Annotated in this window: 15 protein-coding genes; 4 read left to right on the plus strand and 11 right to left on the minus strand. The window is 39.3% G+C overall.

Annotation, left to right across the window (positions count from 1 at the left end; genetic code table 11):
* Positions 1-29: 29 nt before the first annotated feature.
* Positions 30-1733, minus strand: coding sequence for an alkaline phosphatase PafA (pafA, locus tag C7972_RS19710; protein ID WP_110357891.1), 1704 nt, complete (start codon positions 1731-1733; stop codon positions 30-32).
* A gap of 115 nt (positions 1734-1848) precedes the next feature.
* On the opposite strand from pafA, the gene C7972_RS19715 reads away from it, so the two are divergent.
* Together C7972_RS19715 and C7972_RS19720 are read left to right on the plus strand one after the other, a co-directional pair.
* Complete coding sequence (locus C7972_RS19715) at positions 1849-2586, plus strand: ABC transporter permease (protein WP_110357892.1); 738 nt, start codon at positions 1849-1851, stop codon at positions 2584-2586.
* Positions 2586-3353: an ABC transporter ATP-binding protein gene (locus tag C7972_RS19720; protein WP_110357893.1), complete on the plus strand. Its 768-nt coding sequence runs from the start codon at positions 2586-2588 to the stop codon at positions 3351-3353. Before C7972_RS19715 ends, C7972_RS19720 begins: the two co-directional genes overlap by 1 nt.
* Here C7972_RS19720 and C7972_RS19725 read toward each other — a convergent pair.
* The 3 genes from C7972_RS19725 to C7972_RS19735 are packed head-to-tail and all read right to left on the minus strand — an operon-like array spanning position 3350 to position 6506.
* The gene (locus C7972_RS19725) at positions 3350-4810 is read right to left on the minus strand and encodes a DUF389 domain-containing protein (RefSeq protein WP_110357894.1); all 1461 of its coding nucleotides are present in this window, start codon (positions 4808-4810) and stop codon (positions 3350-3352) included. The two genes, C7972_RS19720 and C7972_RS19725, sit on opposite strands and share 4 nt — an antisense overlap.
* 2 nt (positions 4811-4812) lie before the next feature.
* A complete protein-coding gene (locus tag C7972_RS19730; RefSeq protein WP_110357895.1) occupies positions 4813-5892 on the minus strand; it encodes a mannose-1-phosphate guanylyltransferase in 1080 nt (359 codons plus the stop codon).
* An 11-nt stretch (positions 5893-5903) separates the two neighbouring features.
* Positions 5904-6506 carry a SprT-like domain-containing protein gene (locus C7972_RS19735; protein WP_110357896.1) on the minus strand — a complete coding sequence of 201 codons (603 nt, stop codon included), beginning with the start codon at positions 6504-6506 and terminating at the stop codon, positions 5904-5906.
* Positions 6507-6698: 192 nt separating this feature from the next.
* Here C7972_RS19735 and C7972_RS19740 point away from each other — a divergent pair, with 192 nt between their 5' ends.
* A complete protein-coding gene (locus C7972_RS19740) occupies positions 6699-7742 on the plus strand; it encodes an AI-2E family transporter (RefSeq protein WP_110357897.1) in 1044 nt (347 codons plus the stop codon).
* A gap of 19 nt (positions 7743-7761) precedes the next feature.
* Here the strand turns inward: C7972_RS19740 and C7972_RS19745 are convergent, their stop codons facing one another.
* From C7972_RS19745 to porV, 7 genes are all read right to left on the minus strand, one after another.
* A complete protein-coding gene (locus C7972_RS19745; protein ID WP_110357898.1) occupies positions 7762-8406 on the minus strand; it encodes an HAD family phosphatase in 645 nt (214 codons plus the stop codon).
* Positions 8407-8420: 14 nt separating this feature from the next.
* On the minus strand, positions 8421-9101 hold the full coding sequence (locus C7972_RS19750) for an SDR family oxidoreductase (protein ID WP_110357899.1): 681 nt from the start codon (positions 9099-9101) through the stop codon (positions 8421-8423).
* A complete protein-coding gene (locus C7972_RS19755) occupies positions 9101-10132 on the minus strand; it encodes a M28 family peptidase (RefSeq protein WP_110357940.1) in 1032 nt (343 codons plus the stop codon). The genes C7972_RS19750 and C7972_RS19755 overlap by 1 nt, the downstream gene beginning before the upstream one ends.
* 184 nt (positions 10133-10316) lie before the next feature.
* A complete protein-coding gene (locus tag C7972_RS19760; protein WP_110357900.1) occupies positions 10317-11957 on the minus strand; it encodes a pyruvate dehydrogenase complex dihydrolipoamide acetyltransferase in 1641 nt (546 codons plus the stop codon).
* Positions 11958-11961: 4 nt separating this feature from the next.
* Positions 11962-12960 (minus strand): pyruvate dehydrogenase (acetyl-transferring) E1 component subunit alpha, encoded by a 999-nt coding sequence (pdhA, locus tag C7972_RS19765; RefSeq protein WP_110357901.1) that lies wholly within the window; start codon positions 12958-12960, stop codon positions 11962-11964.
* Between the two features lie 196 nt (positions 12961-13156).
* Complete coding sequence (gene cdd, locus C7972_RS19770) at positions 13157-13642, minus strand: cytidine deaminase (RefSeq protein ID WP_110357902.1); 486 nt, start codon at positions 13640-13642, stop codon at positions 13157-13159.
* Positions 13643-13730: 88 nt separating this feature from the next.
* Positions 13731-14876 (minus strand): type IX secretion system outer membrane channel protein PorV, encoded by a 1146-nt coding sequence (gene porV, locus C7972_RS19775; protein WP_110357903.1) that lies wholly within the window; start codon positions 14874-14876, stop codon positions 13731-13733.
* A gap of 439 nt (positions 14877-15315) precedes the next feature.
* On the opposite strand from porV, the gene gldJ reads away from it, so the two are divergent.
* Entirely contained in the window at positions 15316-16980 is a 1665-nt protein-coding gene (gene gldJ, locus C7972_RS19780) for a gliding motility lipoprotein GldJ (protein ID WP_110357904.1), read from the plus strand.
* Positions 16981-17026 lie beyond the last annotated feature (46 nt).

Genomic DNA, 17026 nt, shown 5'->3' on the forward strand with positions numbered 1-17026 from the left:
GCTTTTATTGAATTTATATAAATTTACTGTTATTCCATTACCTCCTCAATTGGCTCTCCACTGGTTCCTGATGGTGCGTTCATTCCCATCAAGGCAGCTATTGTGGGAGCTATGTCCGGAATTTCTGTCCTATTTACCGTGCTGCCCTTCTTAATGCCTTTACCATAAAATAGCAAGGGTGCATGGGTATCATAGTTCCATGGCGATCCATGTGTAGACCCCGTATCCCCATATTTTCCACTTCCTGGATCGAATACTATCAACACATCCCCTGAACGTTTTTGATTAAATCCGTTTTGAACTATATAAGGAACACCACTGGTATATTGATTCTGCCACATCTGATTGGCGGTAAACACCTTATGGACACCATCATATTGAATTAATTCCAAAGCCATCTCTTCCTCAACATCTGCAATGTCCAAATCCAAACTCTTGATCACCCTATAATCCAAAAACAACTGATTATTGGAAGTCTTCTTCACAATATCCGTTGTTCCATAGGTATATTTCAAATATTCAGTAAGTCGGTCATCCAATTTTTTTGACTCCACTACGCTAGCTGGCAGTTTCTGATCCCTTAGATAGGCCGGAACATTAATAGCCGCATGATCTGCGGTTAGGAAAACGGTATATTCCCCTGTTCCCACTTTCTTGTCCAGGGTCTCAAAAAGACGTTTTAAATCTTGGTCCAAACGCAGGTAAGTATCCTCTACCTCCTTCGAATTTACCCCCCATTTATGTCCCACATAATCCGTACTTGAAAAGCTAATTGCCAAAAAATCGGTATTATTGTCAGTTCCAAGCGACTCTTTTTCCACTGCCTCCAAAGCAAAATCAGTGGTTAGGCTATTTCCATAAGGTGTACTTTTCAAGATACTATATTTGCCATTATTATCCCACAGGCTCACCAAATCATGGGGAAAGGTAGGTGTGGCCTGACCTTCAAAGAGCCCTTCGTAACTATTGTTATCCTCACCACTTTCCAAATAGCTATTGATGTCTTTAAGGGTTGTCCATGGTTTTTTGTATTTGTCCACACTTTTTTGTGCATTAAATTCACTTACCCAATTAGGCAATTTGTCCATATAATAAGAGCTCGTAATCCAATTACCTGCGGACCCGCCATCAAACCAATATGCGGCATTGGCAGTATGCCCTCCAGGCAGAACGGCACCTCTATCTTTAATGGCAACGGCGATTACCTTACCACGCATTTGGGTGTGCAACCTAACTTGGTCCGTGATGGTCGTCGTCTGCATCCTATGTGGGGACATTTTTCCGGCATCGGAAGACGTCCCTACAGAGTTATAATTAGGATCCCCAGCGCAATAAACACTTTCATCCGCATATTTATCATACCAATCATTTGCAATTATACCATGTACAGATGGTGTTGTTCCGGTGTAAACCGAGGCGTGACCGGCACCAGTAACTGTTGGAGCATAATTAAAATGATTGTTTTTGCAATTAAATCCATCATTTACCAAACGCTTAAATCCTCCATCTCCAAATTGGTTCCAAAAACGGGTTAAATAATCATACCGCATTTGATCTACCACAATGCCCACTACCAATTTAGGAGTGGTTGCAATATTCCGATCAGTGACATTCTCGGCTTTGACCATGGTTTCCACCCTGTTTTTTTTAGATTTTCTCTGGGCATTTACCTCAACTGGCTTAAATCCTATTACCAGCACTAAAAGCAATAGGAACAGACTCTTATTTTGCATTCTTTTTATTTTTAAAGCAACAAAAATATAGAAATAAAACCTTTAAATTTTAATTGGAAGTTAAATGATTCTTAATATTGTTATTTTTACATTCCTAAGCAGTAATTTATATTGAATGAATTATATAGCATCAATCGGCAGCTATTTTATAATGATCAAGGAAGTTTTCAAAAAACCCACCAAATGGTCCATTATGAAAACTCTAATATTAAAGGAAATAGACGAACTGGTTTATGGTTCCATGGGCATTATTATTTTCATTTCCTTTTTCATCGGAGGTGTAGTCTCCATACAGACGGCCCTGAACATCACCAACCCACTTATACCCCGAAATCTTATTGGGTTTGCTACTAGGCAATCGGTTATCCTTGAATTTGCCCCCACCTTCACCTCTATTATTATGGCCGGTAAGGTTGGATCCTATATCACATCCAGTATTGGAACAATGAGGGTAACGGAACAAATCGATGCCTTGGAGATTATGGGAGTAAATTCTTTAAACTATTTGGTTTTTCCGAAAATAATAGCAATGTTGTTCTATCCTTTTGTTATTGCCATAGCCATGTATGTGGGTATTTTTGGAGGTTGGACAGCCGGCGTTTTTGGAGGGTTTAGCTCCAGTGCAGACTTCGTTGAAGGTTTGCAATTGGACTTTATTCCCTTCCATGTCACCTATTCCTTTATAAAATCGATAGTTTTTGCACTAATTATTGCCACTATACCTTCTTTTCACGGGTATTATATGAAGGGAGGGGCTTTGGAAGTCGGTAAGGCGAGCACCACAGCCTTTGTTTGGACAAGTGTTGTGATCATCATTATAAATTATATTTTAACGCAATTACTTTTGGGCTAATGATAGAAGTAGACGACATACACAAATCCTTTGGGGAAAGTCATGTTTTAAAAGGCATTAGTTCCCATTTTGAAAAAGGCAAGACCAATCTTATAATAGGACAGAGTGGCTCCGGTAAAACGGTATTTTTAAAATGTCTTTTAGGTCTTTTTACACCAGATGAAGGTACTATTAGCTACGACGGTAAAATCTATTCCGAACTATCAGCCAGTGAACAGCGAAATTTAAGGCAGGAAATGGGAATGGTTTTTCAAGGTAGCGCGCTGTTCGACTCCATGACCGTAGAGGGCAATGTTATGTTTCCCCTGGGCATGTTTACCAAACAATCGAAATCAGAAATGCAGGATCGGGTAGATTTTGTACTAAAACGGGTAAACCTTGTTGATGCCAATAACAAATATCCATCTGAAATATCGGGAGGAATGCAAAAGCGGGTCGCCATAGCCAGGGCTATTGTAATGAATCCAAAATACTTATTTTGTGACGAACCCAATTCGGGACTGGATCCCAAAACCGCCATCCTTATAGATAATCTTATCCACGAAATTACCCAAGAATACAATATTACTACGGTAATCAACACCCATGACATGAATTCTGTCATGGAAATCGGAGAGAAGATAATTTTCCTTAAAAATGGCCTAAAGGAATGGGAAGGCAGCAATAAGGAAATTTTTAAAACAGATAACGAAGCCGTAACCGATTTCGTCTATTCTTCGGAATTATTTAAAAAGGTGCGACAGATGTATATAGAAGAGAGGAACTAACTCTGTTCTTCCCGTACTTGAATCTTCGAATTCTTGAGCCTTAGTCGCAACCAATCCGTTAGTTTTTTGGAATCGGTTTTTATTTGTTGTGCCGGTAATCCCTTTTTCCACTGTACATTAAAAACAGGAATGGTATCCAGTTTATTAAAATCCGTTGTTATGGTATAGGAAAAGCCCAAACTGGTTAAATTCTCATAATTGGTCTTGGCTTCGGCACTAATTTCCTGAAAAGGAATCTGTTGTTCAACTATCTTGCTCATTTTACCTACCTCCTCCTTTAACACCTGAATCTGCTGCTCTTTACTTAGCAGTTCCGCCTTTTTGGATTCATATAGTTCGCTCACATACTTCATTTGATCCAGCTCCTGATTTTTAGATCCCTGTACTATTTTTAATTCTACATTTTTAAGCTTATCAAAAGTGTTCTTTTGCGTATTCCAAGTTGCAATAACATTGTCGGGGATAGTTTCGTTCCCCATAAAAACCAATTCTATAAACCCATCCACGCCATGATTGTATTGAATATCGGTCAAATTCTCTAAATAACGACCCTCTCCCGGTAATTCATAAGGGACAATATTGTTGGTCACAAATTGCTTGGCCTCCTTTTTAAACAAGGACTCTTGAAACACATCGTAAAAGGTAAATCCGGCAGGAATCATGACCAAAATGGCCACTATGGATGCCATTCTGGCTATAAATCTTCTACGTTGCGAATTGGCATAGCGCACCATGGGAAAACGCAATAATTTTATAACCAAAAACGTGGCCAGTGCAATAAAAATAGTATTTATGGTAAAGAGGTACATGGCGCCGGTGGCATAGCTAAAATTCCCAATGGCCAAACCAAAACCAACGGTACATAAAGGGGGCATCAAGGCTGTTGCAATGGCTACCCCATATATAACGCTGGCAATGGTCCCTTTTTTTGCCCGGGCAATCACCAATGCCAATCCACCAAAAAAAGCAATTAGCACATCCCTAATATCCGGAGCGGTCCTTGCCAGCAACTCCGATGACTCATCCCTTAAGGGAAATAAATAAAAGAATAAAAAAGCGGTAATAACACTTAAGGCCACCATAACCGCAAAATTCTTGAGCGAACGCCTCAGGGTGTCAATGTCATTGATTGCCAAGGATAGCCCCATGCCCAAAATAGGGCCCATTAAAGGTGAGATTAACATGGCACCAATAACAACCGCCGTAGAATTGGCATTAAGGCCAACCGATGCAATAAAAATGGAACATATTAAAATCCAGGAAGTATGGCCTTTAAAAGGAATATCCGCAACAATGGATTCTTTGGTGGCCTCCTGATCCGTATTCTTGCGTATATCCAGTAGATCGGCCAAAAATACTTTAACACCTTCCAAAAGACCTCTAAAATCTCTTTTAATGTCCTGTCCACTTCCCTCAGGAAATTCCTGATTCTGGTCCTTATTTAAATTTTCCTCCATAATTAAGCCAGCTGATCTCCAAATTTATCTTTAATTTTCGCAAGTACCTTTTTAATATCCTGTTCCTTGGATTTTGGATATATGAGCAAAACCTCTTCCTTGTCTACTACAATATAGTCTTTTAATCCATCAATAACGATAATTTTTCCTTTTGGGGATCGAATCATATTCCCGTGGGCATCTTCCGCCAAAACTTGACAATTCACCAAAGCGTTGTTATTATCGTCCTTATCCAATTTATCGTATAAAGAACCCCATGTACCAAGATCGTTCCAATCAAAAGTGGCTGGAAGGACATATATATTATTGGATGGTTCCAAAATGGCATAGTCTATGGAAACATTATCTGCCTTGGGGTAATTTTCATTTATGAATGCCTTTTCCTGATCTGTATTATAATAATTCCATCCGCTCATAAATAGATGGTATTGTTCTGGTTGATATTTTTTAAAAGCATCCACGATAGTTTTTATGCTCCACATAAAAATACCGGCATTCCACAAAAAATTACCTTGTTTTATGAAACCCTTGGCCGTTTCATAATCTGGTTTCTCCCTAAACTGTAAAACATTTTTTAATGGTTCCCCTTCGTTCTTTTCAAATTCTATATACCCAAAGCCGGTATTGGGAAAAGTAGGTTTTATTCCCAAAGTGCAGAGGACTTTTTCCTTTTCACACTTATCAAAGCAGCTTATAACATCCTTGGCAAATGCTTCCTCGTCCTCTATCCAATGGTCACTTGGAGCTACCATCATAACGGCATCCGGGTTCTTTTTCTGTATTTTTAAGGCTGCATATAATATACATGGGGCCGTATTGCGCATAGTCGGCTCCAAAACTACTTGTTCTTGTTTAACCTCCGGTAATTGCTCCAAGACCAATTCGTTATATCTTTCATTGGTCAAAATTAAAATATTTTCAATCGGGATAAACTTCGCCAGCCTTTTAAAGGTCTTTTGAATCAGGGTATCGCCCGTACCCAACATATCATGAAACTGTTTTGGATACGCAGTGGTACTTATTGGCCAAAATCTGGATCCTAAACCACCTGCCATCAAAACTGCATAATAATTCTTATTCATAGTGTTTTCCCTTAATCTTTTATTAACTCCACCTCGGCATTGGGCTGAAATAGATAGACCTTTCCAGTAGCTACTTCGATACATTCGTATCGCTTTACCCTTTTATTCTTTTTTTGAAATAATTTTCCATTGTATATCCTAAAAATACTACCGTGGGGCAATTCAAAAATATAGGTTTTTTCACTATCCTGTACATCAAAACGCTTCAGGGCCAAAGACAGACCAGCATCCGTATCACTACTCGCTTTTGGGTTTCTAAAATGCTTGGCCAACAAGGGTAAAAGATGGTTTGGAAAAACCTCAGGCCTTAAAAATGGCAACATTAGAAATTGAAATGTTCTTTTCCACTCCAATCCGTGTGGTTTTATTTTACGTCCATATTTTTCAAAAGCAACCAAATGGGCTATCTCATGAACCAAAGTAATCAAGAATCGATATTTATTTAGAGTGGCGTTCACGGTAATCTGATGGGATCCGTTGGGCATCCTCCTATAGTCTCCATGACGGGTAACACGCTGATTCACAATCTTAAGATGTACTCCATTTTCCTTTATAAGCTCCATACTTAAACTTACCGCCCGTTCAGGAAGATACTTATTCAAAGTGTCCTGCATAGTAACAAAATTAGAAATTTTAAGATTCCTTAATGCCTTAACCAATAATTAAATACAAAATACAATTAACGAAACCAAAAAAAAATGTATCCATAAGAATATTTACACTTTTATTAACGATTAAAGACAACTTCTTTCCACTAACTTTGCATTCCCGTTGAACACAACGAAAAACAAACTATTATTATAATTATGAACGAGTTAAGAACCACCAATAAGTTATTGCTTATTATAGTAATCCCCCTAGTGTTTTACTTACTAAAGCTTCTCTCATTTATTTTTATCCCCCTCATCTTCTCTATGTTCATTGCATTGTTGTTCCTACCCATCATGCGCTGGCTCAACAAAAAGAAGGTATCCAAACCTGTCAGTATCGTTATAGTTATACTCATTTTCATCGGCACCTTAAAAATTGGCGGGGAACTAATACAACTTACTAGCAAGGAAATATTGAATGCAGACAATGCCTTTTTCCAAAAAGCAGAGACCAAATTGGAAGCCCTGTTATTGGGTATGGAAGATTATCTTGGAATACCCTATTCCAAAGAGGAGAACATCATCAACAATTTTATTCCCAAGGAAAGTATGATGAAGAATTTTGGGACCACCTTGGATTTTATTGGCAATACGGTCACCATGATATTAATGACCGTGTTTTTCGTTGTGCTTTGGTTGGCAGAATCAATAAACGTTCAAAAATTAATGAACAATACCATACTAAAACAAAAGCACACCTCGGTCAAAACGTTTGTAAAAGTTGAAAGAGACCTAATTAAATTTATAAAAGTCAAATTTTTGGTTAGTCTTTTTACGGGAATCGGAATTGGGCTGGCCTGCGTGTTCTTCGACGTCAGCTTTCCAATATTTTGGGGCTTGTTCGCCTTTGCCATCAATTTTGTTCAGATGGTCGGCTCCATTATTTCCGTTGTGCTTTTAGCCATTTTTGCCTTTGTGGAACTGGAACCAACAAGTACCCTCCTGTTCTTTGTGATTTCCATTACCGGGGTACAGGTGTTGTTTGGATCCATTCTGGAACCCATATTTATGGGAAAATCTTTTTCCATAAATATCATTACCGTATTGGTGATGTTGATGCTATGGGGATATATTTGGGGAGTACCCGGATTGATCATGGCCATTCCAATAACCGTTTTTATCAAGATTATTCTGGAGCAGTTCCCCCAAACCAAGATAATAGCCACCCTAATTTCGGGCAACAAACCCGCAAAGACGTAATAATATGATAAGAAGTTGTCTACTTTAAATTCAGTAAGGAAATAAGTTCGGTCATTTCCTCAAAGGTTTTGGTCACTTCATTCTCAAAATCGGGATCCTCGTTCAACAGCGTATAGCCGTAAACATCAAATCCTCCTGAGGTAGCTGCCTTAGCCCCCTTAAAGGAATCCTCTATCACCAAGCACTCGTTTGGATCATAACCCATGGTTTTTGACGCATGTAAATAAATAGCTGGGTCGGGCTTCCATTTTCCAATGTCATAACAACTAAAGATATTGTTTTTAAAATAAGAGGACAGACCGGCCGTAGCCAAATTCCTTTTGATTTTTTCCTGTGGTCCACTGGATGCAACGCAAAATGGAACTGTCAATTTGTTCAAGACCTGTTCAACTCCTTCCACAGGCTTCAAGTGGGTAGAAAACACCTCGTAGGACCTTTGCCTATATTCACTTTCAAACCCCGAAGGCAATTCCTTTTGTAAAATTGTCTCTAGCTGTTTAATACTATCATTTAAAAACCCACCTTTAAAATGCCACATGGCATAGGATATATCTATCCCAGCACCATGTTCATTGGCCATATCCACAAATACCTGGTTCCCCAACAGCTCACTGTCTACCAATACCCCATCACAATCGAAAATAACACACTTATAATCTTTCATTGGCTTTATAAGAATTAAGGTGTTGAGTTGGACACCTGTAGTAATTTTCCATTGTAAAGTTTATGACCGGTAAGTGCAAAGTCCTTAATATAGGTAGCCATTTCCAGAGCAGTGGTAGGAGCCTTATATCCAGGAAAGGCCTCCTCCAACATTTCGGTCTGTACCGCCCCCAAGGCCAATACATTGAATGATGGTCCCGTTTCCTTAAATTCTTCTGCCCACAATTCTGTCATTGTAATTACGGCACCTTTGCTGGAACTATAGGCGGATAAGCCTGCAAACTTCACACTACCCTGTACTCCCCCCATGGAACTAATAGTAACCACATGACCCTCTTTGGGCATTAAGGGAATAATTCTTTTGGTGATATTGGCAACTCCAAAAACATTCACTTTATAGACCTCTTCAAATGCTTCCATGGAAGTTTCCAAAAAAGGTCTGTTCAGTAATTTACCCGCGTTGTTTATAAGGACATCGACCTGTTTCCAGTTATTTTTAAGAAACTCGTCCAGTTGGTTATAATTGGACCCTTTGCCCAAATCAAAGGGGAAACTGGAGATATTAGGATGATTTAATGCGGCAATCGGGGCATTATTTCTAGATAGTGCCAACACTTTATGTCCTTCATTTGCAAACAACTGTGCCAATTGAAAACCAATCCCCCTACTACTACCTGTAATTATAATATTCGCCATTAGTTATATTCTATCTCCCTCCTAGGGGCATTAATAATACCTTCCAAAACAGGAATGGTCTTATTTACCAATAAGGCCATATGTCCAAAATCCATTATAGAGACCTCGTCGCCTACCTTATGATAGTGGTCGAAATTGGTAAAATCGAAGGTACAAAAGGTTTGGGAAGGAACTCCAAACTCCAAATGAAATGGATAGTTATCCGATCTTTTAAACAGATTGTATTCCTTTGCCGTAGGGAGAAATCCAACTAATTTTTCTTGGGCATAGGTATTGCTAATATCCGCCAAATTGGATTCTTCATATCCCGTTACATACATAAAATAATCTTTCCCCACCAAGGGAACCCCCACCATTTCAAAATTCAGCATGGTATAGAGATCCAAATTTTGGTCCTTTAGCCGTTTTGCCAAGTGTTTGGATCCCAATAAACCCTTTTCCTCTGCACTGAACAAGGCAAAAATTACACTCCGTTTATTATTCTTTAACTTCCCAAAATACCGTGCAAATTCCAAAACCGCGGTTGTACCGGAGGCATTGTCATTGGCCCCATTGGCAATATGATCATTGGCGACCACATCAGCAGAACCAATATGGTCATAATGGGCGCCGATTATAACAAACTCGTTTTTCAAATGTTTGTCCGTTCCTTCAATAAATCCAACTATATTGTATGCCGGTTTTTCAAAATTGGCCAACGTATCCCTGTAATTTTTAAAGAAGGGATCAATTCCATTACTTTTAAAAATGTTTTCTATATATCCGGCTGCCATTTCTATTCCTTCACTACCGGCTTCACGCCCCTTTAGTTCATCGGAAGCCAAATAGGAAATTATTTCCCCAACCTTTTTTTCTGTGGAAAAAACTGAAACTACCGAAGAAACTCCCTTGCTACCCTGAACTGCGGAGGCATCCTTGGCAATTGCACCGGAACCATTGGTCCCTGTTGCCGAACCAACCGACTCATCTATTTTAGCGCCACCACAACCCAATGCGATTGATAATATGGCTAGACCTATAATGTTTTTCATAAATTGATTTTTATTTGTCATATAAACGAATTGTATTTTATTCCCATTTTTACATAAAGGTCATGATTAATTATGAATCCTTTGGAAGCATACCTATAACCCTCTAGACCCAGAAAGGACTTAAAGTTAAAAAAGCATCCTGAAAATCAGGATGCTTTTTATATAATTGTTTAAAATAATAAATTTAAGCCAACATGGTAACCGGGTTCTCCAAATACGCCCTAAGTGTCTGCAAAAACTGAGCTCCCGTAGCTCCATCCACGGTTCGGTGATCGCAGGCCAAGGTTACTTTCATCGTATTGCCTACCACTATCTGACCATTTTTGACCACTGGTTTTTGGACAATTGCCCCTACTGATAGTATTGCAGAATTGGGCTGGTTAATAATAGAAGTAAATTCAGAAATTCCAAACATTCCAAGATTGGAGACGGTAAAAGTACTGCCCTCCATTTCCGCTGGACTTATTTTCTTATTTCTTGCCTTTCCTGCCAAATCCTTCACGGAGGCCCCTATTTGGGTCAATGTCATTTGATCTGCAAATTTAAGCACAGGTACCAAAAGGCCTTCATCAACCGCAACGGCTACCCCAATATGGATATGATGATTATATCTGGTAGTCTCATTGTTCCATGAGGTATTTACCTGTGGATGCTTTTTTAACGCCATAGCACAAGCCTTAACTACCATATCGTTAAAGGATACCTTGGTGTCTGGCAAACCATTGATCTGCTCTCTTGAAACCTTGGCATAATCCATATCAACCTCTATCGTCAAATAGTAATGAGGCGCGGAAAACTTCGATTCCCCCAAACGCTTGGCTATTACCTTGCGCATTTGAGAATTTTTCACTTCCTCAGTCCCCTCTTGCCCTACCGGCAAATTAATTGGGGCCGCAACAGCAGCTTGTGGAGAGGAAGCTTTTTCCTGGGCAGGAAGCGCTTTCCCTGCAGCTTTTTGATTTGGCTGATAATCCTCTATGTCTTTCTTTATAATTCTTCCTTGATCACCACTACCTTTTACATCCGCTAGGTTTATTCCTTTATCCCTGGCAATTTTCTTGGCCAATGGGGAAGCAAAAATTCTTTGACCATCATTAGCGGTTATAGGTGCCGATTCCTGGCCGCTATTGGAAGGAGTTTCATCCTGCTTAGTTTCCTTGGCAGTATTTTCTTCTACCGGAGCGGAATCTGATCCTGCACTTAATACAGCATCAACATCTGTTCCTTTTGGACCAATTACGGCAAGCACAGAATCTACCGGGGCTGTTTCCCCTTCCTTGATTCCAACATATAAAAGGATTCCTGAATAAAAAGATTCAAACTCCATGGTGGCCTTATCGGTTTCAATTTCGGCAAGAATGTCCCCTTCTTCAACCTCATCCCCAACTTTTTTCAACCATGTTGCCACAGTACCTTCCTCCATAGTATCACTTAGACGGGGCATCTTTATAATTTCGACACCTTCCGGGATAGTGGCTCCTGTAGACTTAGGGGCTTCCTTTTCCTCCTTCTTGTCAACAGCCTCATCCTGTTTTGCCTCCTTGGCATCAGAATTTGCACCATTTATCAACTCGGAGACATCCTCACCTTTTTCACCAATTATGGCCAAAAGTGAATCCACTGGGGCCGTATCACCTTCCTTAATACCTATATATAATAAAGTTCCTTCATTAAAAGATTCGAACTCCATGGTGGCTTTGTCGGTTTCAATTTCCGCCAAAATATCACCTTCTTCTATCTTGTCGCCTACTTGTTTTAGCCACTTAGCAACGGTCCCTTCTTCCATGGTATCGCTAAGTCTTGGCATATTTATTACCTCTGCCATTTACCTATATTTTATGTTTTACAAATGGATAGTCCTCTTGATCGTATACCATATCATATAATTGATTTATAGGAGGATAATCCGATTCCTCTGCAAATTTTTCACACTCCGAAACCAACTTTTTAACTCGGGTATCTATCTCTTTTATCTGAGCATCCGTGGCATATTTGTTTTCCTTAATAATAGCCAACACTTGCGATATCGGGTCGATCTTCTTGTATTCTTCTACCTCCTCCTTAGTCCTATAATGCTGGGCATCGGACATGGAGTGACCTCTATACCTGTAGGTTTTCATTTCCAGAAATGTAGGACCGCCTCCGGATCTGGCACGCTCTATAGCCTTACTCATCTCTTTGGCAACCGTTACCGGATCCATTCCATCTACTGGTCCACATGGCATTTCATATCCCAATCCCAACTTCCAAATCTCCGTTGAATGGGAGGTTCTGGCCACCGATGTACCCATGGCATAACCATTGTTTTCACAAACAAAAACAACTGGCAATTGCCAAAGCATTGCCAAGTTAAAGCTTTCATGGAGCGATCCCTGTCTAACGGCACCATCTCCCATATAGCATAGTGTTACAGCATCCCTTTTAAAATACTTGTCTGCAAAAGCCAATCCAGCTCCCAAGGGAATCTGGCCACCAACAATACCATGACCGCCATAAAAACGATGCTCTTTGGAAAAAATATGCATGGAACCCCCCATTCCCTTTGAGGTTCCCGTAACTTTACCATAGAGCTCTGCCATAACTTTTTTGGGATCAACCCCCATACCTATTGGCTGAACGTGATTCCTATAAGCAGTAATCATTCTATCCTTGCTAAGATCCATTGCATGTAATGCTCCCGCAAGAACCGCTTCCTGCCCATTATAAAGATGTAAAAATCCACGAACTTTTTGCTGAATATAGACTGCAGCCAGTTTATCTTCAAACTTTCTCCAGAACAACATGTCCTCATACCATTTAAGGTAGACCTCTTTGGTTATTTTTTCCATTAATTGATAATTTATGTAGTAATACGCTCCGAACAAAAACAAGTTTAAGACAGAAACGGAAAACAAAAATACATATATAAATCAATAGGAAAAAAAATTAAATCAAAAGCTTCCTACAAAGGGATTATAAAAAACAAAAAAGGGAATAATTGGGAAATACCAATAGGCTAAAGTTATAATGTTTTATCTTCGTCTCCTACCCAAGGAATGCACTACTAAAGGCCAACGGCAGAATATCGGAAACAGACTTACATTTTAAAATCTCTCCGGTTTCCCCGGACATAATTATAGATATAGGCCGAAGTTGTTTTATTTCATATTCCGAAATAGACTGTCTGCAATTACCGCAAGGAGCGGCGGGCTTATCCACCACAAAATTTTTGGAAGTGGCGCTTATGGCAATGGCCTTGATACCAATACCTGGAAATTTGGCAGAAGCATAAAATATAGCTACCCTTTCCGCGCACAAACCGGAGGGATACGAGGCATTTTCCTGATTGTTGCCAATTACAATTTCATCATTATCCAATAAAACTGCTGCCCCAACATTGAATTTTGAATAAGGGGAATAGGCGTTATTTCTCGCCTTCACTGCTTCGATCATTAAGATTTGATCCTCCTTTTCCAGCTCGTCCACAGATTCATAGACCATGAGATCAAACCCGATCTTACGTAGTTTCATAGATATTTAGCATTATAGAATTTAGTAAAAATAAACAAAACCTGCTTGAAGGCAGGTTTTGTTTATAAACTATATGATTTATAGCAACTTAATCGTTCAAGAATTCTTCTCCTAAATTGAATGTGAGCGAAAACCTAAGTGTATTCTCCAAAGGGTTTCTGACCTGTGAAGTTGAGAACAAATAAGACAGGTCTACCTGGGCCGACTTAAATCTAAAACCGGCGCCCAAGGTGAAAAATTTTCTTGACCCCTTTAAATCGCTCTCATTAAAATATCCCGTTCTTAACATAAAAGCATTTTGGTAGGTATATTCTGCACCCAGTGCCCAAGTAAATTCCTTCAACTCCTCACTAAAACCATCAGGTGCATCGCCAAATGATTTAAAGACCCCTTCAAAAAAAGTGGTCTGTTGATACTCGTCATTATCCGTTCCATTAATTACCCCGTCCTCATTATAATCCTGCGGGGTAGGCACCAATAGTTTATTAAATTCAGTGGTAAGTCCAAGCACATTATCCTGGTCCAAAATAAAATCGAAGCCAAAACCAGCTTTCAAATTGGTAGGAAGGAAATTTTCCTGCCCAGCATCGTCATACTTTATCTTGCTCCCTAAATTTGAAATATTGAAGCCGGCCCTCCATCGGCCATCAAAACTATTATAAGCAATTTCCCTAGAGCGATAGTAAGCGGAAACATCCACAGCAAATGAACTTGCCGCCTTGGAATCCTCACTGCCATTATCAGGCAATTTAAGGTTTGAGCTAATAAATCGCCCGCTAACTGCCATAGAAAATGTTTCACTAAGTTTTAAAGAATAGGAACCATCAAAAGCCAATTCGTTGGGCTTGGCCAATCTTGCCTGGTCCCCTGCAAATTGCCTAAGTTCTATTTCCCCTAAGGTAAAGTATCTGATACTAAAGGCAAAGGCACTTCTATCGTTGATCTTGTTGTGAAAGTTTGCACTCAACAAGGCAATATCCGTGATTATACTTTCCAAATAAGGGGTATAACTCAATCCAATTCCCATTTTCCTTTCAGCGAAGGCAAATTTTGCCGGATTCCATTGTTGGGAGAAAGCATCAGTAGATGTTGCAACCCCCATATCCCCCATACCTGATGCCCTGGCATCTGCAGCAATCGTCAAAAATGGGACAGCGGTAGTAATCACCCTATCTTCCTGAGCAGCAACTCTAAACACCAAGAAAAGCAAGAAAAGTATTGATAATTTTTTCATTTTTACTTGTTAAAATTAAGATTTGGTTTCCATAGTCATCCAAAAGAACCCAAATAAAATTATCCCGGTTCATTATAGTCAAACGTTCTTTTTCTGAATATCTTATATAATCCATTAAAAAAATCGGGATTTAAATTCATTTTACAATATCATACTATACATAAGAATGATCAATGTACTATATTGTATCATTGTGATGGATTTTAGTTGATATTTTTCAAAGAATTATCAATTAACCATACTATATTAAATTTTAAGTCGTTATTCATGTTAAGCGATGCTCTTTGCATGTTAAATAAATGATCAATTTTTTTTCATTTAACAAAATATTATGCCTTAATCATCGTTCTAAATGCCGAAAGCGACATAAAATATTAATAAAATATGAATCGCAAACTCCTTTAAAAAGAAGTTTGTCTTTTGAACTCAAGTCCTAATTATGAAAAAACAATTCATCAAAGTTGTACTCTCTTGCGCTATAGTAGCTGGTGGTTTTTCAAGCTGTAAAAACTCATCATCCTCTAAAAATGTTTCAAGGGCTACAGGCTGGAATATTAACGCCAAGGAAGGTGGATTTCAGTACAATTCAGACTTTAAAGAGCAGGAAACTGCCCCTGGTTTAGTGTTTGTAGAAGGTGGTACCTTTACAAAAGGTCAGGTTCAAGATGATGTGATGCACGAATGGAACAACACCCCTACCTCCCAGCACGTGCAGTCTTTCTATATGGATGAGACCGAAGTTACCAACGTAATGTATTTGGAATATTTGGATTACCTGAAGAGTGTTTACCCTCCAGAAAACCCAAAATATGTACATATTTACACTGGTGCATTGCCTGATACATTGGTTTGGAGAAACAGGTTGGGATTCAACGAAACTATGACGAATAACTATTTGCGCCATCCAGCTTATGCGGAATATCCCGTGGTTGGTGTTAATTGGATACAAGCTACCCAATTTGCCGAATGGAGAACAGACCGTGTTAATGAGGTAATGCTGGAAAGGGAAGGCTATCTTTCTGAGGAAGCCAAATACAAAGTAATTAATGGTGAAGCAGAAGGTGGCTTTAGCACAGAAGCGTATTTAAATAGACCGGAATCTGTATACAACGGACAGATAGACTCCTTACAGGGAAAGAAGAAAAAAGATTCAGTTTCTGTCTTTGCCAAAAGAAGCTCAGGGATCATCTTACCTGAATATAGATTGCCTACAGAAACTGAATGGGAATATGCGGCGCAGGCTCAGATTGGTAGTAGGGAATACAATAACTATAGAGGTAGAAAAAAATATCCTTGGGAAGGAGATTATACAAGAAACGGTCAAAGAGTTGGTAGAGGAGATCAATTGGCCAACTTTAAACAAGGAAAAGGAGATTACGGTGGAATTGCAGGATGGTCCGATGACGGAGCAGATATTACTGCGGAAGTTAAATCGTACAAGCCCAATGATTTTGGATTATATGATATGGCAGGAAACGTAGCCGAATGGGTTGCGGATGTATATAGACCTATAGTAGACGATGAAGTTAGTGACTTTAATTATTTCCGAGGAAACGTTTATATGAAAACAGCCATTGGAAAAGACGGAAAAGTAAATGTAATACGCGACTCTATTATCTATGACACCCTACCCAATGGTAAAGTAGTAGCTGTAAACTTGCCAGGGGAAATAAAAATGGTGCCAATTGATGAAGAGGAAACCTTCTTGAGAACCAACTTCTCATCCAGTGACAATCGTGGATATAGGGACGGTGAACCGGGATCTACCAGATTTTATGATAGGTTTAATGAAGAGGACGAAGATGAACAGAACAAAAGAAAAATGTACGATGCTCCTGTGAGCAAGGTACAGGTAGACTCTACAGGCAATATTGTGAGAGCTTATGACAAATCCAATAACAGAACTTCACTGATCAATGATGAGGTCAGAGTCTTCAAAGGAGGTTCTTGGAGAGATAGGGCCTATTGGTTGGACCCAGCGCAAAGAAGGTATTTACCACAATATATGGCAACGGATTATATAGGATTTAGATGCGCCATGTCTAGAGTAGGTTCCAAATCCAAAACAAAAAACAAAACCCCTAGAGGCAAGAAAGCCAAATAGGTTCAACAACTAAATAAATATAGAGAGAAGCCCTTTTTAAAAAGGG

Origin of the sequence: Arenibacter sp. ARW7G5Y1 (genome assembly GCF_003201775.1) — a bacterium.
Classification (GTDB): Bacteria; Bacteroidota; Bacteroidia; order Flavobacteriales; family Flavobacteriaceae; genus Arenibacter.